Genomic DNA, 20,521 nt, shown 5'->3' with positions numbered 1-20,521 from the left:
CCTCAGTCGACCTTGAGCTGGAGACCCGCCGCGACCCCCGCCGGCTTCGACGTCGCGACCGCCGGGGTGGCCTGGCTCGAAGCGGCCGTCTTCGCGCCGGCGCCCGCGCCCCTGGGGCGCGCGGCGAAGGGGAGCGTCGCCGTCTTCTTCACGCTCACGCTCGCGCTCGGCGCGGCCCTGGGGACCGACGCGGGCGCGATGGGCGCCGGCTGCGCGGTCTCGACCGCCGCGGGCGCCGGCGCCTCGGCCAACGGCAGCGGGTGGAGCAGGACCTCGATCGGGGTCCTGTCGGCCTGGAGCGTCACTTCCTTGTCCACGGGCATGTATCCGGAGGCCTCGATCCGCACCCGCTTCGTCTCGCCCGTGCGGCCGCGCAGCGTGCGGTCGACCAGGGCGACGCCGTCGACGGTGAAGCGCGCGCCCTCGGCGTTCGTCCGGAGCTCGACGGAGACCTGGGCGGGAGGCGCAGGCGCGATCGACGCCGTCCCTTCCACCGGCGGGCGGCGCGCGTGGAGGACCGCGCCGGTGAGCCCGGCGACCAGCGAGAGCAGCGCGAACACCCCGAGCGCGAGCCGCCGCGGACCCCGCGCCCCGGTGCGGCCGGTGCTCGACCAGCCCACCTTCGAGCTGCTGCCGTGCACCTCGAGCGTCGGATCGAGCGCGATGCTCGGATCGCCCGGCGTGTGCTTCGCCGGCGTCTGCCTGGACAGGCCGGGAGCGCTCGACGTGTGCGCCCCCAGCTCGTCGCTCGAGCTGCGCCGCGCCCCGAGCAGGCCGCCGGCCCCCGCGACCAGCGCGTCCAGGAAATCTCGCGCGGACGAGAACCGGAGCTCCCGGTCCCGCGTGAGCGCCTTCGCGATGACGCGCGCGATCGGCTCGGGGACGGCCGGGTTGCTCATCCGCACATCCTGGGCGTCCTTCATGCAGATGTTGACGATCACCTGCTCGTACGAGTTGCCGCTGTGCGGCGGGTGCCCGGTGAGGCACTCGTAGAGGATCGCGCCGACGGCCCAGAGGTCGGTCCGGCCGTCCACGTCCGGCAGCGCCTGCGCCTGCTCGGGCGACATGTAGAACGGCGTCCCGAGCACCGTGCCCTCCCGGGTCAGCGTGTGGGCCGGCGCGCCGTCGGCGCGGCGCACCTTCGAGATGCCGAAGTCCAGGATCTTGGCGAAGTTCGGATCGTCGTCGCGGTCGACCAGGAAGATGTTGTCCGGCTTGAGGTCGCGGTGGACGATGCCCGCCTCGTGGGCGCGGTGGAGGCCGCGGAGGATCTGCGCGGTCACGTGGAGCGCCTCGCCGAGGTCGAGCCTGCCGCAGCGCCGGATGCGGTGGCCCAGGTCCTCGCCGCGGAGCAGCTCCATCACGAGGAAGGGGACCTCATCGGCGAAGCCGGAGTCGAAGATCTCGACGATGTGCGCGCTCTCGACGGCGCTCGCCGCCTGCGCCTCGCGGTGGAACCGGGCGACCGCGTCCTTGTTCTGCGCGAGGTCGGCGTCGACGAACTTCATCGCGACGCGCTTGCCGATGGCGGTGTTGACCGCCTCGTAGACCATGCCCATCCCGCCACGCCCGATGGCCCGTACGATTTCGTACTTGTGGACCCGCTTTCCGACGAGCGCCCCCTCGACTGGCTGAGTCGCTGCGGCAGTGGTGTCGGTGCTGCTAGGCATGGCGGTGGCGGCTCGGGGGGGCGGGCGAAGCCCATGAAGCCCTATGGACGAACCGTATCAAAGAAAGCTGCGCCCCGTCCCCGCGCGGCAGCTTATCACCTGCGCACGCCAGGTTGCACCTTCGCCAGCGGGACCCCTGCGCGCCCGGCCAGGGCCTCCGTCGCACATCGGCCGCCTGCGCCCCTCAGCGCGGCATGGCAGGTGCGTCCGCGCGCGGCGCCTCGGCGAGGCGCGGATCGAGACCGCCCTTCTTCTCCAGGGCCGAGAGCTCGCTGAACCCGCCGATGCTGTCCCCATTGATGAAGATCTGCGGGACGGTCCGCTGCCCGGAGGCCTTGACCAGCCAGGTGCGGAGGTCGTCGCGTCCCTCCACGTTGATCTGCGTGAAGCGCACCTGCTTCTCGGTCAGCAGGCGCTTCGCCATGGCGCAGTATCCGCAGTATTCGGTGACGTAGATGGTGACTTCGGCTGCTTGCATGGACATCTCGTCCTCTTTCCTTTCTCGGGACGGCCAAAGATGCAAGCGCACAGCGCCTTCCCTTGCGGTAGGCTGCGCGCATGGCCGAGAAAGAGGGGACGATTCACCTCGATCGCTATACCGGCGACGCGAAGCAAGTCGTCGCCGGCGCTCAGCAAATCGCGGACGAGCGCCAGCACGCCGAGGTCACGCCGCTGCACTTGCTGACGAGGTTGCTCGAGCGTGACCGGGGCGTATCCGAGGTGTTTCGGCGGGCCGGAGCCGAGCCGAACGAGGTGCTCCAGCTCACCGAGAACGCGCTGAAGAAGCTGCCCAAGGCGGGAGGCGGCGTGGCGTACGTGAGCCCGCGCCTGCTCGATCTGCTCGGGCGCGCCGAGCGAGAGGCGACCCGGGACAAATCTGCGAATGTGGGCATCGAGCACCTGCTCCACGCGCTCGCCCAGGAGATCCGGGGGCCCGCGGGCGAGATCCTCTCCTCGTTCGGCATCGGCCCCGGGGCGTTCCGGCCGCACCTCGGCGCGCTGGAGGCGGCCTCGCGGGAGCCGTCGCCCACGCCGGCGGGCGCGTCCGAGCCGGGCCAGCCCGCGCCCTACACCCGGGACCTCGTCGCCGACGCCCGCGAGGGGCGGTTCGATCCGGTCATCGGGCGGGACGTCGAGGCGCGCCGCCTGCTGCAGATCCTCGAGCGGCGCTTCAAGAACCACCCGCTCATCGTCGGCGAGCCCGGCGTGGGCAAGACAGCGCTCATCCGGGGCCTGGCCGACCGGATCGCCCACGGGGACGTTCCCACGAACCTCGCCGGGGCCCACCTCTACGAGCTCGACACCGGCGCGCTCGTCGCCGGCGCGAAGCTGCGCGGCGAGATCGAGCAGCGCCTCAAGGTCCTGGTCGACCGCCTGCGCGGCGAGCAGGACGCCGAGAGCATCCTCGTCGTCGAGGATCTCGACGCGCTCTTCGGCCAGGGGGTGCAGGGCGCGGGCGTCGGAGAGCTCCTGAAGCCGCTCCTGTCGCGCGGCGAGATCCGGATCATCGCCACCACGACGCCGGAGGGCGTGCGCAAGATCAACGAGCGCGACACCGGGATCATCCGCCGGTTCTCGACGATCACGCTGGAGGCGCCGAGCATCGACCAGGCGACGGAGATCCTTCGCGGGATCGCGACGAAGTACGAGGACCACCACCGCGTCCGCGTGGGGGAGAGCGCCATCGCCTCGGCGGTCGCGCTGGCGAAGCGGTACATCTCGGACCGCGCGCTCCCCGACACGGCCGTGGACCTGCTCGACGAGACGTCCGCCCGCAAGCGGGTGGAGGTCGACGGGGTGCCGGCGGAGCTCGACACGCTCACCCGCCGCGTCGACGCGCTCCGCGCCCAGATCGCCGCGCTCGCCGACGACGACGACAAGCTCAGCGTCCAGACCCGCACGCGCCTGGAGGCGGAGCTCGCCGAGATCGAGCCGAAGGCGTCGTCGATGCGCACCCGCAACGCGTCGCGTCGGGGCGTCATCGCGGCGTGCCAGTCCATCCGCCGGGAGCTCGTCGCCGCGATGGAGGCCTTGAAGGCCGCCCAGCGCGACAAGGCGTTCGCCAGGATCGGCGAGCTCGAGCACGTCACGATCCCGGAGCTCAAGCGGCGGCTCCAGGCCGCCGAGGAGGCCGCGCAGCGGGAAGGGGTCGCGCCGACCTCGAACGTGGTCAGCGAGTCGGACGTGGCGGCGACGCTCAACGACTGGACCGGCATCCCGGTGGCCAAGATGCTCGAGGGCGAGGCCGAGAAGCTCCTCAAGATGGAGGAGCGGCTCGCGCAGCGCGTGGTGGGCCAGGACGAGGCGGTGCGCGCGATCGCGAAGGCGGTGCGGCGCGGGCGCGTCGGCCTGCGCGACCCGGGCAAGCCGATCGGCTCCTTCCTGTTCCTCGGGCCGAGCGGCGTCGGCAAGACGGAGCTCGCGAAGGCGCTCGCCGAGTTCCTGTTCGACGACGAGCAGGCGCTGACGCGCATGGACATGAGCGAGTTCATGGAGCGCCACATGGCCCAGCGCCTGATCGGCGCGCCCCCGGGCTACGCGGACAGCGAGCAGGGCGGCTTCCTCACCGAGGCCGCCCGGCGCCGGCCGTACAGCGTGCTCCTGTTCGACGAGGTCGAGAAGGCCCACGCGGACGTGTTCAACCTGCTGCTCCAGATCCTCGACGATGGCCGGCTCACGGACGGCCGCGGGCGGCTCGCCGACTTCTCGAACACGGTCGTCATCATGACGTCGAACATCGGGTCGAAGCGCGTGCTCGACACCGACGCCAAGCTCTGGGCCACCGAGGACGGCCGCGAGGCGATCCGCGACGTCCTGCTCGAGGAGCTGCGCGGGTTCTTCCGCCCCGAGTTCCTGAACCGCGTCGACGACATCGTGGTCTTCAAGGCGCTCAGCAAGGAGGACCTCCGGGGCATCGTCGACATCCAGCTCCGCCGCCTCGAGCAGCTGCTCACGGACAAGGACATCCGCCTCGCGCTCACGGACGCCGCGAAGGCCCGGCTCGTCGATCTCGGTTACGAGCCGAGCCTCGGCGCCCGCCCGCTGAAGCGGGCCATCCTGCGCGAGCTCCAGAACCCGCTCGCCGAGACCATCCTGGCCGGCGGCTACCAGCCCGGCCAGAAGATGCAGGTCGACGTCATCGACGAGAAGTTCGTCTTCACCAAGGCCGAGGGGTGACGGCGCGACCGCGGCCCGGGCAGGCCGCGCCCGCCGGGCCGCGCCCGGGCGCTCGCGCGTGGCGCCGGACCGCTGCCAGCGCGCCGAACCAGCGGGTTTTTTCCCGGAGAGGCGATCGTGGGCGACGGCGCTGCGAACCACTTGCCAAGGCGAAGAAGGTCCGTATACTGCCGCTCCCTCGCACACCGGGCCCTCCGATCGAGGGCAATTGCGTGGCGTAAGGTGAGGGATCGCGGTCCCCAGGCTGAGGAAGACGCACCATGTACGCGGTCATCAAGACGGGCGGCAAGCAGTATCGGGTCGCCGAAGGTCAGAAGCTCCGGGTCGAGAAGCTTGCCGGCAATGCCGGTGACAAGGTCACCTTCAGCGAGGTGCTCCTCGTCGGCGGCGACTCGCCCAAGATTGGCAAGCCCCTCGTGAGCGGCGCCTCCGTCGCGGCCGAGATCACCGGGCAGGACCGCGGCAAGAAGATCGTGGTCTTCAAGTTCAAGCGCCGGAAGAACTACCGCCGCAAGAACGGCCACCGTCAGCCGTACACCGAGCTCAAGATCACCGGCATCACCGCCTAGCAGGAGAAGTAGACATGGCTCACAAAAAAGGCGGCGGCTCCTCCCGGAACGGCCGCGATTCGAACGCGCAGCGCCGCGGGGTGAAGATCTACGCCGGAGAGCCCGTGCGCGCGGGCAACATCCTGGTGCGGCAGGTCGGCTCCTCGATCCACGCCGGCCACAACGTCGGCACCGGCCGCGATTTCACGCTCTTCGCCCTCGTCGATGGCGTCGTGAAGTACGAGTGGAAGTCCAACACCAAGAAGCAGGTGTCGGTCTACCCGGCCTCCTGATTCGATTCCTCGCCCGGAGCGATGGCGCCATGAACGGTGCCATCGCGCCTCGCTTGCCGCGCCCCGTGCGCTCGCGATCTGCTCCAGCGCGGTGACCACCTACAAGCTCCTCGCCATCGACGTCGACGGGACCCTCGTCCGTCGTGACGGCTCCATCCACGAGGATGACCGCCTCGCGATCCAGCGGCTCCAGGCAGCCGGCGTCCCTGTCTCGATCGCGACCGGGCGCCTGTACTCCGGGACGCGGGAAGTCGCGCGGCGGGTCGGCGTGATCGGTCCGATCGCGTGCGTCGACGGCAGCCACATCGTCCACACCGAGGGCGACGCACACCTGTACTCGCGCACGATCTCCGGCGCGGAGGCGGCGCTCCTGCGCTCGATCACCGAGCGGCACGCGACGGCATCGTTCCTCTTCGCGCAGGACAGCATCGTCCACGACGCGACCGGCGCGCCGCACGTCCACTACGTCCGGGGCTGGTCGTCCGCCATCGCGGAGGTCGATCGCGTGTCGTCGCACCCGTACTGGGAGCACGAGCACGGCCTGCTCGCGCTGGTGGCGATCGGGACCGAGGCGCAGGTCATGGCCGCCGTCGAGGAGGTCCGGTCCGAGCTCGGTCGAGCGGCGTTCGTCGTCTCGTTTCCCCTCCTGCAGGACGGTCCCACGAGCATCTTCGCGATGATGGTCCGCGCCGCCGGGCCCACGAAGGGGACCGCTGTCGCGTGGCTCGCAGAGCACTACGGGTGCTCGCCGTCGGACGTGGTCGTGGTCGGCGACTGGCTCAACGACCTGCCGATGTTCGAGGTCGCAGGGCGGTCGTTCGCGATGGGGCAGGCGCCGGAGAACGTGAAGCAGGCGGCCACGGACCGCCTGAAGGCCGACGCCCTGCTGGGCGGCGGCATCGCCGAAGCGATCCGCCGCGCCTTCGGACACTGATCTTCGGCTGAGCGTCGGCGCCGCGGGGGTGCGGGCGACCGAGGAGCTGGAGGGACGAGGAGCGCCGGCGGAGGGCAGCGGGGGCGCGCCGCGTCAGCAGCGCGCCCCCGTGCTCCCCGTGCGTGTCAGACCTTGCGCTGCTGCCCCGGCTGGGCCGCCGCGGCGAGCTGCTGCTGCTGCTGCTGCAGGTACTGCGCGACGGCGCGCGAGCGCTCGATCGCGAACTGCTTGACCTCCTTGTTCGGAGATCCGGCGAGCGCGTTCAGCAGCTTGGTCACCTTCTCGAGCTGGCGGGACTGGAAGAGCGCCTCGAAGTAGTTGTTGGCCAGGCGCACGTCGCGGCTCATCTTCGCCTCGTGCGGCTGGAGCAGGCGGACCACCGCCTCGAGGTCGTTCTTCTGCCCGTAGAGCGCCGACAGGCAGAGCAGCGCCAGCGGGTCGTCCGGGTTCAACGCGACCGCCTTCTTGGCGTACTCGACGGCCTTGTCCCGCGTCTCCTCGTTGCTCGCGTAGAAGCCCTGGATGGCGATGTACGGCGCGGCCGTCTTCTTGTCGGCCGCGACCTTCTCCATCTCGGCGACCGCGCTCTCCTCGTCGCCGCGCTGCTTCAGGTACTGGAAGAGGTAGGCCCACGCATCGATACACCCGGCGTCGATCGCGATCGCCTTCTCGATGTACTCGCGCTCCTTCGCGTCGTCCTTGCGCGCCTGGTAGAGCTTCGCGAGGTGCAGCGCGGGGTAGGGGTTGTCCTTGAGCAGGTTCTGCGCGCCCTTGAGCGTCCCCTCGGCCTTGTCGTGCTTCTCCTGCTGGAGCTGGGCGATGCCGAGCGCGAGCCAGTCGTCGCCCGTGCCGCCCTTCGCCACCACCTTCGAGAGCACCTGCTCGGCGCGCTGCAGCCGGTTATGCTTGAGGAGCTCCTGCGCGAAGATGCGCCCGCGATTCAGGTCGTCAGGCTGCTCGGTCCAGTGCTTCTCGAGGCCGGCGAGCAGGTCCTCCAGGCCGATCGCGATGGGACGCCCCTGATCGTCCTGCACCTGCACCGCCGGCCCGTTGAAGCCGAGCTGCTGCCACATCTGATCGAGCGTCATCGCCACGGGGCCCTGCTCGAGGAGGCCCTTCAGCTCATCGGTCGGCTTGCTCATCGGGATGACGATGAGCGCGTTCCCCGGTACGCCGTTCGGGAACGCGCTCACGGGCGCGACGATCGCCGCCCCCCCGCTGATGTTGAGCCCAGCCGCCTGCTGCTGTCCGTTGGTCGTCATCGTCGATGCTCCGAGATCTCTCCCCCATGCGCGCCGAGGGGCAGGAATCGCCCAGCCTCGCCCCGGTACCCTGCGCGCTGCATTCATGGGGGCAGTCGTTCGTGTAGAGGGGGCGCGAACGCTAGCAGGGAGGGCCGAGGCCGGCAACGGGAGAGCTCGCACCGCGCGGGCCCTCGCCGTGGTCGTTCCAGCCGTGATTCCGCCGCTGATCCCCCCCGCCGCGCCTGCTGGCCTTGCCACGCCTCCCGCGCTCCAGGCCAGCCGCGATGGAGCCTGCGTCGAGGTCGTCGAGCTCGCATTGCCCGCGTCGCGCGTCGCGCGCTCGCTCGTTTGATCGCTGTCGTGGTCGCTCTCGCTGTCGCCGTCACGGACGCTCATGGTCGCTCGCCCTCTCGCGCGCCGTCCTAGTCGAGTCGCGGCCCGGCGGCGAGAGGTGGCTCGAGCGCCGCGCGGGCGCGCGCGGGCGCCGCGCTGCGCAACCGCTCGGCCAGGTGGGTGCGGCGCTCCTCCTTGCGCGTCTCCGCCAGCGCCAGCGACACGGCCCGCGGATCCGCGACGAGCACCACCAGCCGCTTGCCCCGGGTCACCGCCGTGTAGATGAGGTTCCGCGAGAGCATGACGAAGTGCTGGGTGAGGATCGGCACGATCACCGCCGGGTACTCGCTCCCCTGGCTCTTGTGGATGCTCGTCGCGTACGCGAGCGTCAGCTCGTCGATCTCCGCCTCCTCGTAGCCGACCTCGCGCTCGTCGAAGCGGACCTGGAGCTTCCGCTCCTCGGCGTTCACCTCCGTGATGAACCCGACGTCGCCGTTGTAGACCTCGCGGTCGTAGTCGTTGCGGAGCTGCATCACCTTGTCGCCGAGCCGTAACGTGCGCGCGCCGCGCGTGACGCTCGGGCCCTCGGGGTTCAGCGCCGCCTGGAGGCGCGCGTTCAGGGCGATCGCCCCCGCCTCGCCCTTGTGCATCGGCGTCAGGACCTGCACGTCCCGCCGCGGATCCAGCCCGAACCCCTTGGCGATGCGCTCGGTGACGAGGTGCAGGATCAGCTCCGCCGCCGCCTCGGCCTCGGTCCGCTCGATCACGTAGAACTCGCCGCCGGGCCCGCGCGCGCCCTCCGGCGGCTCGCCGTCGTGGATGCGGTGCGCGTTCCGGACGATGAGGCTGCCCTCGGCCTGCCGGAAGATCTGCGTGAGCCGCGCCGTGGGCACCTCGCCCGAGGCGATCACGTCCCGCAGCACGGCGCCCGGCCCGACCGACGGGAGCTGATCGACGTCGCCCACCAGCACGAGCCGCGCCGCGTCGGACGTCGCCTGCAGGAGCGCGTCGGCGAGCGCCAGGTCGAGCATCGACGCCTCGTCGACGACGATCGCCCCCGCCTCGATCGGCCGGCCCCGCTGGCGCGCGAACTTGCGCTGCTTCGGGTCGAACTCCAGGAGCCGGTGGAGGGTGACGGCCTCGCGCCCCGTCGCCTCGCTCATCCGCTTGGCCGCGCGCCCCGTCGGCGCGGCGAGCCGCACCGGGAGCCGCGCGCGATCGAAGAGCGCCAGGATGGCCCGGACGATGGTCGTCTTGCCCACGCCCGGGCCGCCCGTGATCACCAGGACCTTGTTCCGCGCGGCCTGCTCCACGGCGGTCCGCTGCGCGGGCGCCAGCGAGACCTTCGTCTTCTCCTCGAACGCGGCGATCGCCGCGTCGACGCCCTCGGCGAGGCGCGCCTCGTGCGCCGCGCCGTCCTCGTCGTCCCCCAGCAAGGCGCGCATCCGGCGCGCGAGCCGCACCTCGGCCTCGTAGAGGTCCTTCGGGTAGACGGCCACCTCGCCGGTCGACAGCGCCTCGACCCGCACGTGGCCGCTCGCCACGAGCGCGTCGATCGCGCTGTCGACCTCGGCGGCGTCGCGCTCGAGCATCGTCGCGGCGAGCTCCGCGAGCTCCGGCCGCTCCGCGAGCGTGTGCCCGCGCGTCGACAGGTCGACCAGCGTCTGCAGTACGCCCGCCTGCGCCCGCTCCGGCGAGTCGGCCCGGACGCCGATCGAGCGCGCGATCCGATCGGCGGTCTTGAAGCCGATGCCCCACACGTCGAGCGCGAGCCGGTACGGGGAGCGGGAGACGATGTCGATCGCGTGGGGGCCGAACCGCTTGTAGATCCGGCTCGCCAGCGCCGGGGACGCGCCGTGCGCCTGGAGGAAGATCATGATGGCCCCGATCGCCCGCTGCGCCGCCCACGCCTTCGCGACCGCCTGCGCCCGCCGCTGGCCGAGCCCGGGGACCTCGGCGAGCCGCTCCGGCGACCGGTCGAGGATCTCCAGCGTCTCTGTGCCGAACGCCTCCACGATCCGCTTCGCGTACGCGGGGCCGATGCCCTGCACCATGCCGGAGCCGAGGTAGCGCTCGAGCCCGTCGAGCGTGGCGGGCGCGATCGGCAGCAGGGTCTCGACCTTGAGCTGCTCGCCGTGCTTCGGATCGCGCCCGTAGCGCCCCGTCGCGCGCACGCGCGTGCCCGGGCCGACCGGCGGGAACACCCCGACCCAGACCTCCGGCGCGGCGCCGGGCGTGACCTCCACGCGCAGCACCCGGAAGCCGCTCGACTCGCTCTCGTAGGTGACGCGGACGACCTCGCCCTCGACCGTCGCGGACCCGTCGCCCGCCACCTCCCTGGCCGAGAAGAGCCGCTGCTGACCCCCGCCGCCCGGCTGCCGCTCGCCGGCCCCGGCCGGGCGGTCGCCGCGCTCGTGCGGGCGCGGCGCGCCGTCCGGCCCCGGAGGGCGCGCCGTCGCGGCCGCCCCCTGGGCTGCCGGACCGGGGCGGCCGCTCCGCTGGGACCCTTGCACGAGGGCAGCATGTAGCCGCCGCCGCGCCGGCGGCAACGCCCTCGTGCGCCGCGGCGCGTGATAGTCCTCGCGGGTGCCGGAGCTCCCGGAAGTCGAGCACGCCGCCGCCTCGCTGCGCCGCTTCCTCGCGGGCGACCGGATCGCGTCCGCCGAGGGCGACCCGACCCGCGTGTTCCGCGGATCGAGCCACGACGCTTTCGCGCGCGAGCTGCCGGGCCGCGCGCTCGAGCGCCTCACGCGCTTCGGCAAGTACCTCGTGCTCGAGCTCGACGCGGGCGTGGTGCTGCTCAGCCATCTGGGGATGTCGGGCAAGTGGGTGCGCCGCTCGCCGGCAGAGCCCGCGCCGGGGCACAGCCGCGCGCGGCTGCGGCTCGCCTCGGGGAGCGTGCTCCACTACAACGACCCGCGGCTCCTCGGCCGGCTCGCGGTCCTGCGCGGGGTCTCGCCGCGCGAGATCCCCGAGATCGCCGCGCTCGGCCCCGATCCGCTGCGCGACGGGATCGACGTGGACGCCTTGCTCGCGCGCGCGGGGGCGAGCGCGCGCCCCGTGAAGGTGATCCTCATGGACCAGGCGGTGATCGCCGGGCTCGGCAACATCCAGGTGACCGAGGCGCTCTTCCGGGCCGGCGTGCACCCGGCGCGGCCGGGCCGCTCCCTCTCGCGCGAGGAGATGGCCTCGATCGCCGCGGGCATCGAGGCCTCGATCGCGCACACGATCGCGGCGATCGGCGCGGGGGAGATCGCGTACCTGTCCGAGTCGGGCGCCGCGCCGAACCCGTTCCAGGCCTACGCGCGCGCCGGCGCGCCGTGCCCTCGCTGCGGCGCGTCGCTGGAGACGCGCGCGATCGGCGGGCGCTCCAGCGTCTTCTGCCCGCGGTGCCAGCCGGAGCGCCGCCGCGCGCGGTCGCGCAAGCCGCCGTAAGCCGCCCGGGCGCTGAACACGCGTCGCGTGAAGGGCGCGGTGCGACCGCCGGGCCACGGTTGGCGTGTCTTCTTCGTGCCGGTATAGTGCCGCCGCGATGGGCCGCAGCACCTTGGTTTCCGTCCTCTGCGCCCTCTGCATCGCGGGCTGCGCCGGGAGGGCGCCCGTGGCGGCGCGCTCCAAGGACAGCCTGCTGCGCGCGGCCGCCGCGGTCTCGACGGAGCACGGGGCGGGCACGCCATCGGCTCCGCCCGGGGCAGCGGCGGAGGAGACCGCGCTCGCGGCCGACCACGACGTCGAGGAGCACGACGACGGCGGGGAGGTCGACGACGGCCTGGAGCTGCCGGTGGAGCCGGGCGCCGGCACGCCGGCGCGCTCGCCGCTCGCGGCGATGAGCGAGGCCCAGATCGAGGAGCTGCTGGCGAAGGACCCGGCGGCGCTGGGGCCGATGTCCGTGGGCGCCACCAACGCGGGCGCGCTGTTCAACGGGATCCGGATGCCCGAGACCGACCGGTGGGAGCTCGTCGACCCGGGCCACGCCTGGGGGACGCGCGAGACGGTCGACGCGCTCGATCGCGCGATCGCCGAGGTGCACCGGCAGTTCCCGGGGAGCCCGAAGCTCTACATCGGGCACATCAGCGCCCGGGACGGCGGCCGCCTCTCCCCACACAAGAGCCACCAGGCCGGGCGCGACGTCGACATCAGCTATTTCCTCGACGCGCGGCACCGCTGGTACCAGCGGGCCACGGCGGCCAACCTCGACCGCGAGCGCACCTGGGCCTTCGTCCGGGCGCTGATCACCGAGACCGACGTGGAGCTCATCCTCATCGACAGCAGCGTGCAGCGGCTGCTCAAGGAGCACGCGCTCAAGATCGGCGAGGACAAGGACTGGCTCGACGAGGTCTTCCAGTTCGGGTCGAGGAAGCCGCGCCCGCTCATCCGCCACGCGCGGGGGCACGCGAACCACATCCACATCAGGTTTTACAGCCCGATCGCGCAGGAGTCGGCCGTGCGCGCGTATCCGCTGCTCGTGAAGCGCGGGGCGATCAAGCCGACGGCGAACTACGTGCGCCACACGGCGAAGAAGGGGCAGACCCTGGGCTCGCTGGCCCGGCAGTACGGCACCACCGTCGAGGCGATCAAGCGGGCCAACGGGCTGCGATCCACGGCGATCCAGGCGAAGCGCGTCTACAACATCCCGCGGCCGTCGAGCGGCCCCGCCGCCCCGCCGAAGCACGTCGTCGTGCCGCCGCGGCGGGTGCCGCCGCCCAGGGCGGCGGACGCGTCGCCGCCGGTGCGCCACGACGAGGCCGGGCCCGCGCTGGGCGGCTGAGCGGCGGTCGCGTCGCCACCGGTGCGCCCCGGGCAGGCCCGCGGCGCGCCGGGCCCGCGCGCGGCGTCAGTGCTTCACGTCGACGACGAGCCGCGCCGGCTTGGTCAGCTCGAGGACGCGGTACCGGTTCGGCGAGGAGACCCCGAGCACCCAGGTCACCTCGGCCTCGAAGTCGCACGTGCGCTCGATCTCCAGGGCCACGCCGAGCGCGAGCTTGCGATCGCGGAACGGGATCGTGGGCTTCCCCGCGTCCGTGTGCGCCGCGGCGGGGGTCATGCGCACGGCGAGCCAGCCGTCGCCGGCGATCTCCGTCGTCTCGCCGGACCCGCACTGCCGCACCGGCTTGTCGATGTAGTCGACGTGGTAGCCCGGCACCGCGTCCCCCTCGAACTCGAACACGATGCGGTCATAGTGCTCGTGGCGGGCCGCGCGCACGTCGCGCAGGACCGCCACCTTCTCGCCGGCGCGCGGCTTGTCGGTGGCGCCCGCGGTGCCCTCGAACGTGTCCGTGCTCGTGGGATCAGCCTCCTTCGGGGGCCGCGGCGTGGGCGGCTCGTCGTCCACGGCCGGATCGGCGGAGGCGCGGGTGTCGATCGGCGTGACGTGCGGGACGGGCTGAGCAGGCTCGCTGCTGCCCCCGCCGCGGCAGCCCGCGGCGAGCGACATGGTCGCGACCGCGAGCAGCAGGTTCGCTGTCCTCATGGGGTTCCTCATGGCGCCACGGGCGTCGCGCGTCCACCGCGACGCGACGTCGCCCGCGCTTCTGGCCGCCAGCGCCGGCGGCGAGCTCGTTCGGCGATCAGCGCGCCGCCGCCCGCGCCCGGGCCAGGATCGCCTCGAGCCGGGGCACGATCTCGGCCACCGCGCGCTCGCCCTTCACCGACCCCTCGACACGGAGGGGTGTCCCCCGGCCGTCCTCGCCGGGCACGACGAAGAGCGGGATCATCTCCGATGCGTACCCGGCCTCGGCGAGCCGGTCGCGATCCCGGTCGAGGTCGAACTCGAGCAGGCGCAGCGCCGGGAAGGCCGCGTCGAGCTGGCCCGCCTTCACGGCGTCGTGGAACCTCGTGCACGGCTCGCACCACGATGCGCCCACGTAGACGACGAGCTCGCGCCCCTCCCGCCGCGCGCGATCCCGCGCCTCCTGCACCAGCGCGGGGATCTCGCCGCTCGCCGGCGCCGGCTCGACGTCGGCCCGCAGCGCCGCCGGCCGCGCGGAGCCGCTCCCTGCGGCCCGCTGGGGCGCCTCTTCTCGCGAGCAGCCGAGGAGCGCCGCGCAACAGAGGACCAGCCCGGCTCGCGCCGCCCACTTCCGGCCATGACCGCTCACGTCGTCGTCTCCCTCCTCTCGGCCACTCTCTTGCTCACGGATGGCCTCGCCGCCAGCGCCTCTCGCGCCGCGGCCTCACCCTGGGCCGGCGCCGGCGCGCGTCGTGCGACCAACGTTTGGGGACGTTTGGGCGACGTCAGGGCAGCACGAGCTTGATCGAGAACACGTAATCGACGTTGACGGGCCGACCCTGGTAGGTGACCGGCCGGTAGCGGCTCGCCGCGAGCGCCGAGAGGACCGCCTCGTTCATGTGGGGGACCCCCTTGACGATCCGGCAGCCGGTGAGGGCGCCCGCCGTCGTCACAACGCACCGCGCGAGGACCGTCCCCTCGACCCGGGCTTGCCGCGCCTCGCGCGTGTAGACCACCGCGGGCGCCGCGATCGGCACGGGGCGCGTCATCCCCTCCTGGAAGCGCAGGACCTCCGGGGGGGGCGCCGCTGGCGCCGGCGCGGTCGGCGGCGCGGCGGGCACGGCCGCCGGGGCAGCCGCCAAGGAGGCCGCGCTCGGCTCGGCACCCTCGGGCTCGGCTGCGGCCGGCTCGGCTGCGCCGGGCCCCGCGGGCCGCGGCTCCTCCGCGGGCGCTCGCTCCGGGAGCGCGCTCGCCGCGACCTGCGAGCTCGGTGGCGGGGGCACCGGCGCCGCGGCGGCGAGCGCCTCGAGCTCGGCCGAGGCCGTCTCCGCCCCGGGGCGCACGACCAGCTCGGCCGGCCTGTAGCCGGGCCTGGTCAGCTGGAGCCGGTACTCGGCCCTGCTCCCGGCGCCCTGCAGAACGAGCCGGCACGGCGTCGCCAGGCAGACCTCCGTCCCGCGGTCGGACACGCGGGCGCCGGGCGGGGCGCTCTCGATCCGCACGATCCTGAACTCGGCCGCCGCGCCGGGCTCCCGCTCCGCCGCGCCCTCGGCGGGGACGGCGATCGGCACGAAGACGGACTGGACGACCGCGGGCGCGCTCGCGGCCTGCGGCGCGCGCCCGCCGAGCGCCAGCACGAGGCCCCCGCCGACGAGCGCCGCGACGACCGCCACGAGATAGAGCGAGAGCGGCCGGTGGCGAGGGGGCGCGACAGGGCCGCTGAACGTCGGGGGAGCCTGGGGGGGAGAGAGCGAGTCGAGCTGCGTCATGCGAGGCGACGCGCTCGGCTCGTTCGGCGACGCCGCGAGCGCCGAGATGCGCGGCCCCGAGGCCGACGGCGCGGGCGGCAGCGCGCTGCCGGGCTGCGACACGGGCAGGCGCTCGGGGATGGAGGTCCGGTCGGGCGTGGAGACCCGGTCGGGCGTCGACGCACGCGCGACGTCGACCGGCTCGCCCGCCGCGCCCTTCAGCGCGAGGAGGCACTCCTTCATCGACTGGAAGCGCCTGTCCGGGCTCTTCTCGAGACACCGCATCACGATGGCCTCCATCGCGGGCGACACGAGCGCTCCCGGCGCGCCGCCGGAGACGCGCGCGAGCGGCGGCGGCGGCTCGCTGACATGGGCCATGAGCGTCGCCGTGGGCACCTTCTTGTCGAACGGCACCTTGCCGCAGAGCATCTCGTAGAGCAGGACGCCGAGCGAGTAGATGTCTGCGCGCGGCGAGAGCTCGTTGCCCATCGCCTGCTCCGGCGCGGTGTACCTGGGAGAGCCGATGAACAGGCCCTTCTGCGTCAGGTCGTCCAGCTGCTCACCCGAGACGTCCTTGACCAGGCCGAAGTCGAGCACCTTGACGAAGTCCTTCTCGTCCCCCTGGTCGACGAGGAGCACATTGCTCGGCTTGAGGTCCCGGTGCACGAGGCCGAGCCCGTGGGCCTCGGCGAGCGCGCGGCAGATCTGCCGCGCGATCCGGCTGGCGCGCGCCTCGGGGAGCGGGCCCTCATCGTGGAGCACGCGGTGGAGCGTGCGTCCGGCGATGTACTCCATGGCGATGAAATAGATGCCGCGAGGATCGTCCCTGCCGTAATCAAAGACGGTGACCGAGTTCGGGTGGGTGAGCCTCGCCGCGGTCGCTGCCTCGCGTGAAAAGCGGCGGAAGAACTCCGGATCTTGCTCGCGGCGCTCATCGGGGACGAGGAGCTTGAGGGCGCAGATCCGACCCAGCGCGAACTGCTCTGCCCTGTAGACCTTGCCCATGCCGCCGCGCGCGATGAGCGAGATGATCCGATATCGACCGGCGATCGTGGCGCCGATGAGCGGGTCTTGACCGCTGCTCCTGGCCGCACCCATGTCGATCATCATACGCACGGGCGCGGGCGCACCGCTACCCCAACGCCCGTGTCGTTCCGATTGCGCGGCTCACGATCGTTCGTGCGGTTACAGGCCGTCCGCCGGCGCGGCGAGGTCGATCCAGCGCTGCGCTGGCGGTGGGTTTCCCTGGTCGCCGCTCCGGCAGGCGCGGCGCCGTGAACCGGAGAGCACAGGGAGATTGCGATTCTGTTTCGTGGCGACTCCACGCCTGCCCGCGCGTGCGTCCCGGGACGTACGCGCGGGCAGGCGGCCAGGAATTTATTCAACGCCTGGACCGCGATCTTGCTGCTGAAAATCGTGTCGCGGGTCCGGAACCTGGGGCGGGGGGCGCTGTCGATCCCAGGCGTGAACGCGGTGCTCCGCGGCGCACGCAGAGCGCGGTGAGGCTCGCCGCGCGCGTGCCGGGGAGCGCCGCGAGCGGCGGGCTCTCGCGGGCTCGCTCCATTCAGACCGCTCGCCGCGCGGTTCACGCTGCGCGCGAGCGAGCAGGGAAAGGGCTGGTCTCCGATGGACACGTTCAAGGTGGCTCCGAGCATGGCATCGTCGAATCCGTTTCTTGGCAACCTGCCCTTCGGCCATTCGCCGGCCTGCGATGCCGAGGTGCCCGCGGACGCGCCGGAGGGGTCGTATACCTACGCGCTGGTCAAGAGCGCGCCCGAGGTGCCCGCGGACGAGTGCGAGACCGAGACGCTGGCCGTCGAGGTGCTCATCCGGTGGGGAAACAGCCTGCTCCACGTGGCCCACCTGACCCCGCCGCGCGACTTCCATGTGGGAGAGCAGGGCGGCGCGGAGGGCGGGTGCGACTTCTTCGTACCGGCGGAGCGGCTCGGCGCCGCGAGGGTGCCGATCGTGCTCGTCGGGGAGGGCGGCGAGGTGAGCGCCGTGATCCCGCCGGGCACGACGGGCATGGTCGAGCTCGGGAGCTGCAAGATGACGGTCGCGCAGGCGATCGCGTCGGGCCGCGCCGTGCCCTGCGGGGCGCTCGATGGGGCGCGGCGGATCGCGCTGCCGCTCGGCGGGCGGGCGAAGCTCGATCTCGGCGATTTCGGGTTCGAGGTCGCCGTGGGCCGGGCAGGCCGCCGCGTGGCGGGCAAGGTGAGCTTCGACCGCCGCAACCTGCCGTTCACCGCGCTCTCGACGCTGCTCCACGTGGGCCTGCTCGCGGCCATGGCCGCGTTCATGCCCCCGCTGGCGATGGCCGACGACGGCGGCGTGAGCGCGGAGCAAGCGTACCTCATGGCGCAGGCGCTCGCGGCGACCGCCGAGCGCGAGCTGCCCGAGGCGAGCGACGGCGCGGAGGCGCGCCCGAGCGAGGCAGAAGGCGGCACGGGCGCGGCCGCCATCGGCGAGTCGGGCAAGGCCGGGAGCGCGACGAGCCGGAAGACGGGCGGGCGCTTCGAGATCGAGGGGCCGAAGGACAACCTCGACGTGCGGATCTCGCGGGCGCAGGCGCTCGACGACGCGGCGCGGTTCGGCATGATCGGCGTGCTCCAGGCGGGCGCCGGCGGCGATCCGAACGCGCTCTCGGCGCCCTGGGGCGGCGTCGACACGCTCGGGAGCGGCGAGAGGAGCGTGATCGGCAACATGTGGGGCGCGACGATCGACGAGTCGGGCGGCGTGGGCGGGCTCGGGCTGACCGGCGTCGGCGAGGGCGGCGATGGGCGCCACTTCGGCGTCGGGATGGGGCCCCTCGGCACCATCGGCAACGGCAACGGCCTCGGCGACGGGCAGGGCTTCGGCCCTGGCCACGGCGCGTCGCGCTTCGCCAGCGGCGCTGGCCACAAGCCGAGCGCGCCGCGCATGCGGACGGGGACGCCGTCGGTGTCGGGCCGGATCCCGCCCGAGGTCATCCAGCGCATCGTGCGGCAGAACTTCGGCCGATTCCGCCTCTGCTACGAGAACGGGCTGCGCAACAACCCGAACCTCACGGGGCGCGTGTCGGTCGGCTTCTCGATCGGCCGCGACGGCGCCGTATCCAGCGTTCAGAACGGCGGCTCCGATCTGCCGGACGCCGGCGTTGTCTCGTGTGTCGTGCGCTCGTTCTACGGGCTGTCGTTCCCGCCCCCGGACGCCGGCATCGTGACCGTGACCTATCCCCTCCTCTTCAGCCCTTCCGGCGGCTGACTCACCTCCTCGCCCGGCGGGCGGCGCCGCGCCCCGCCCGCCGGGCCGGAAGGCCCTCTATCGATCGCCGCCCGCCGCGACCTGGCCGACGGCCCGCTCCGCCTCCGCGATCTCCCGCGCTCGCTGCTGGATCATCACCCCTTGCGGCGGGCCCTGGAAGCGGCGGCGCTCCAGCGCAAACCAGACGACCGCCGTCACCGCGAAGACGATGAGCATGATGGCAAGGGCCTTGTCGTTCGGCGGCTGGACGCTCACCACGATCAGCATCAGGCAGGCGAGGACGCTGATGATCGCGAGCGGCCGGTACAGGGGCCCGAGGTCCCACGGCCCCATCGTCACCCAGGTGCGGCCGTAGGCGCGCACGCCCATGATCGTGGGCATGACGTAGGAGATGTAGAGGAAGATCACGCAGACGGCCGTGATCGTCGAGTAGACAGGCGTGTACACGGTGAAGCCGATGGTCAGCGCGCTGACGACCCAGATCGCGGTCGCCGGCGTGCGGAACCTCGGGCTCACCTTGCGCAGCTGCTCCGAGAACGGCAGCCCGCCGTCGCGGGCAAAGGCGAAGGTCATGCGCGAGGCGGACGTCACCGTCGCCAGCCCGCAGAGGTACTGGGCGATCGAGATGCCGGCGTAGAGCGCGATCCGGACCTGCTCCGGGACGACGCTCTCCATGATCCAGAAGAAGACGCCGCCGCCCTTCGACGCCGCCTCGTCCATGTTCGGGATCGCGAGCACGATCGCGCTCAGCATGAGCCACCCGAAGACGCCAGAGACGAGCACCGCCCGGACGATGCCCCGCGGGACGGTCTCCGCCGCGCCGATCGTCTCCTCCGACGTGTGCGCCGACGCGTCGTATCCGGTGATCGTGTACGCGGGCAGGAGGAAGCTCAGGAGAAACAGCATCGTCATGCTGCCCGTCTCCGGCCACACGTCGCCCCCCTTCGGGCCGCTGTAGTTCGTGAACGTGACGAGCCGCCCGAGGTCGATCTGGGGCGCGTAGAAGAGCATCGCGATCGTGAGGAGCACGGCGACGACGAGGATGAGGTATCCGCTGAAGTCGGTGAGCAACGTGGTGACGCGGATCCCGAGGTGGTTGAAGAGCGCCTGTGTCCCCGTGATGAGCGTGACCCCGACGATCTGCGTCAGGAGGGCCTGACTCGGATCCATCTTGGCGATATCGACGCCGAACAGCGGGCCGAGCGAGCTCATGATGAACAGGTAGGCGCCGACGTTGATGGCCGCGAGGACGGTGACGAGGCCGATCAGGTTGAACCACGCGGTGGCCCAGCCGAAGCCCCGGCCGCCGAGGATCGAGGCCCAGTGGTACAGGCCCCCCGCGGTCGGGAACGCGGACGCGACCTGGCCCATGGTGAGCGCGATGCAGAGCGAGAGCGCGCTGCAGACCGGCCAGCCGATGCCGACGCCGGCCCCGCCGACGCTGCACAAGCCCATCTGGAACGAGGTGATGCCGCCCGCGATGATGCAGATGATCGAGAACGAGATCGCGAAGTTGGAGAAGCCCCCCATCCGACGCAGGAGCTCCTGCGCATAGCCCATGCTGTGGAGCGTCTTCACGTCATCGGCGATCACGCCCTCCACGCTGCGCGGCCCGTCGCCAGCGCGCGGCCCGACGTCCCCCTTCGTCTCACGGCTCATGAGCGGTCCCTTTCATCACGGGTCTGGAGCTCGGGAGTGACGGAGCCCGCCGGGCCCGTCACGATCGGCGCTTCTCGCCGATGAGCGCCCCCCTCGGGGATCTCGCCCGCGCAGCGAGAGCCTACAGGGGGGCACGCGGTACTGCCTAGGGCGACAAGACGGATGGCCTGAGCCGCCAAGACGGCAAGGGCGCCAGGAGAGAGAAGAAAGTGGCTCATCTCTC

The 20,521-nt window shown here is 72.6% G+C and carries 15 protein-coding genes; 7 read left to right on the top strand and 8 right to left on the bottom strand.

From position 1 onward, the window contains the following. Positions 1–2 precede the first annotated feature (2 nt). Together WME89_RS46960 and grxC are read right to left on the bottom strand one after the other, a co-directional pair. Positions 3–1,670, bottom strand: a complete 1,668-nt coding sequence (locus WME89_RS46960; RefSeq protein WP_438006060.1) for a serine/threonine-protein kinase — start codon at positions 1,668–1,670, stop codon at positions 3–5. A gap of 184 nt (positions 1,671–1,854) precedes the next feature. Further along, positions 1,855–2,148 carry a glutaredoxin 3 gene (gene grxC / locus WME89_RS46955; RefSeq protein ID WP_436620021.1) on the bottom strand — a complete coding sequence of 98 codons (294 nt, stop codon included), beginning with the start codon at positions 2,146–2,148 and terminating at the stop codon, positions 1,855–1,857. An 80-nt stretch (positions 2,149–2,228) separates the two neighbouring features. On the opposite strand from grxC, the gene WME89_RS46950 reads away from it, so the two are divergent. From WME89_RS46950 to WME89_RS46935, 4 genes are all read left to right on the top strand, one after another. Continuing rightward, entirely contained in the window at positions 2,229–4,847 is a 2,619-nt protein-coding gene (locus WME89_RS46950; protein WP_437621443.1) for an ATP-dependent Clp protease ATP-binding subunit, read from the top strand. Positions 4,848–5,107: 260 nt separating this feature from the next. Then, a complete protein-coding gene (gene rplU / locus WME89_RS46945) occupies positions 5,108–5,416 on the top strand; it encodes a 50S ribosomal protein L21 (RefSeq protein WP_020740951.1) in 309 nt (102 codons plus the stop codon). Positions 5,417–5,430: 14 nt separating this feature from the next. Continuing rightward, positions 5,431–5,688, top strand: coding sequence for a 50S ribosomal protein L27 (gene rpmA / locus WME89_RS46940; RefSeq protein WP_436620024.1), 258 nt, complete (start codon positions 5,431–5,433; stop codon positions 5,686–5,688). Between the two features lie 91 nt (positions 5,689–5,779). Continuing rightward, positions 5,780–6,622, top strand: a complete 843-nt coding sequence (locus tag WME89_RS46935; RefSeq protein WP_438006059.1) for an HAD family hydrolase — start codon at positions 5,780–5,782, stop codon at positions 6,620–6,622. 125 nt (positions 6,623–6,747) lie between these two features. On the opposite strand, the gene WME89_RS46930 is transcribed toward WME89_RS46935, so the two are convergent. Next, positions 6,748–7,884, bottom strand: coding sequence for a tetratricopeptide repeat protein (locus tag WME89_RS46930; RefSeq protein ID WP_437621441.1), 1,137 nt, complete (start codon positions 7,882–7,884; stop codon positions 6,748–6,750). A 404-nt stretch (positions 7,885–8,288) separates the two neighbouring features. Further along, a complete protein-coding gene (recD2, locus tag WME89_RS46925; protein ID WP_438006058.1) occupies positions 8,289–10,712 on the bottom strand; it encodes an SF1B family DNA helicase RecD2 in 2,424 nt (807 codons plus the stop codon). 73 nt (positions 10,713–10,785) lie between these two features. On the opposite strand from recD2, the gene mutM reads away from it, so the two are divergent. After that, positions 10,786–11,634, top strand: a complete 849-nt coding sequence (mutM, locus tag WME89_RS46920) for a bifunctional DNA-formamidopyrimidine glycosylase/DNA-(apurinic or apyrimidinic site) lyase (RefSeq protein WP_438006057.1) — start codon at positions 10,786–10,788, stop codon at positions 11,632–11,634. Between the two features lie 112 nt (positions 11,635–11,746). Further along, positions 11,747–12,967 (top strand): LysM peptidoglycan-binding domain-containing protein, encoded by a 1,221-nt coding sequence (locus WME89_RS46915; RefSeq protein ID WP_438006056.1) that lies wholly within the window; start codon positions 11,747–11,749, stop codon positions 12,965–12,967. Positions 12,968–13,033: 66 nt separating this feature from the next. Here WME89_RS46915 and WME89_RS46910 read toward each other — a convergent pair whose 3' ends face one another. The 3 genes from WME89_RS46910 to WME89_RS46900 all read right to left on the bottom strand — a co-directional run bounded on the left by WME89_RS46910 (position 13,034) and on the right by WME89_RS46900 (position 16,494). Beyond that, complete coding sequence (locus WME89_RS46910; protein WP_438006055.1) at positions 13,034–13,669, bottom strand: AMIN-like domain-containing (lipo)protein; 636 nt, start codon at positions 13,667–13,669, stop codon at positions 13,034–13,036. Between the two features lie 97 nt (positions 13,670–13,766). Then, the gene (locus tag WME89_RS46905) at positions 13,767–14,297 is read right to left on the bottom strand and encodes a TlpA family protein disulfide reductase (protein WP_438006054.1); all 531 of its coding nucleotides are present in this window, start codon (positions 14,295–14,297) and stop codon (positions 13,767–13,769) included. A 136-nt stretch (positions 14,298–14,433) separates the two neighbouring features. After that, entirely contained in the window at positions 14,434–16,494 is a 2,061-nt protein-coding gene (locus tag WME89_RS46900; protein WP_438006053.1) for a TonB family protein, read from the bottom strand. Between the two features lie 555 nt (positions 16,495–17,049). Between WME89_RS46900 and WME89_RS46895 the strand changes: the two genes are divergently transcribed. Further along, a complete protein-coding gene (locus WME89_RS46895) occupies positions 17,050–18,639 on the top strand; it encodes an AgmX/PglI C-terminal domain-containing protein (protein ID WP_438006052.1) in 1,590 nt (529 codons plus the stop codon). Positions 18,640–18,696: 57 nt separating this feature from the next. Here the strand turns inward: WME89_RS46895 and WME89_RS46890 are convergent, their stop codons facing one another. Then, complete coding sequence (locus WME89_RS46890; RefSeq protein WP_438006051.1) at positions 18,697–20,298, bottom strand: amino acid permease; 1,602 nt, start codon at positions 20,296–20,298, stop codon at positions 18,697–18,699. Positions 20,299–20,521: the final 223 nt, after the last annotated feature.

This window comes from Sorangium sp. So ce321 (assembly GCF_051530195.1).
Classification (GTDB): Bacteria; Myxococcota_A; Polyangia; order Polyangiales; family Polyangiaceae; genus Sorangium.
Note: the sequence above shows the minus strand (reverse complement) of the source record. Positions and strands in the feature narration are given on the sequence as shown.

What these genes read in the sequence shown, in the direction of transcription:
- rpmA (WP_436620024.1), top strand. Translation starts at nt 5,431, where the DNA reads ATGGCTCACAAAAAAGGCGGCGGCTCCTCCCGGAACGGCCGCGATTCG.
- WME89_RS46960 (WP_438006060.1), bottom strand. Translation starts at nt 1,670, where the DNA reads ATGCCTAGCAGCACCGACACCACTGCCGCAGCGACTCAGCCAGTCGAG.
- rplU (WP_020740951.1), top strand. Translation starts at nt 5,108, where the DNA reads ATGTACGCGGTCATCAAGACGGGCGGCAAGCAGTATCGGGTCGCCGAA.
- WME89_RS46895 (WP_438006052.1), top strand. Translation starts at nt 17,050, where the DNA reads ATGGCATCGTCGAATCCGTTTCTTGGCAACCTGCCCTTCGGCCATTCG.
- WME89_RS46930 (WP_437621441.1), bottom strand. Translation starts at nt 7,884, where the DNA reads ATGACGACCAACGGACAGCAGCAGGCGGCTGGGCTCAACATCAGCGGG.
- WME89_RS46910 (WP_438006055.1), bottom strand. Translation starts at nt 13,669, where the DNA reads ATGAGGACAGCGAACCTGCTGCTCGCGGTCGCGACCATGTCGCTCGCC.
- WME89_RS46900 (WP_438006053.1), bottom strand. Translation starts at nt 16,494, where the DNA reads ATGGGTGCGGCCAGGAGCAGCGGTCAAGACCCGCTCATCGGCGCCACG.
- grxC (WP_436620021.1), bottom strand. Translation starts at nt 2,148, where the DNA reads ATGCAAGCAGCCGAAGTCACCATCTACGTCACCGAATACTGCGGATAC.
- WME89_RS46950 (WP_437621443.1), top strand. Translation starts at nt 2,229, where the DNA reads ATGGCCGAGAAAGAGGGGACGATTCACCTCGATCGCTATACCGGCGAC.
- WME89_RS46890 (WP_438006051.1), bottom strand. Translation starts at nt 20,298, where the DNA reads ATGAGCCGTGAGACGAAGGGGGACGTCGGGCCGCGCGCTGGCGACGGG.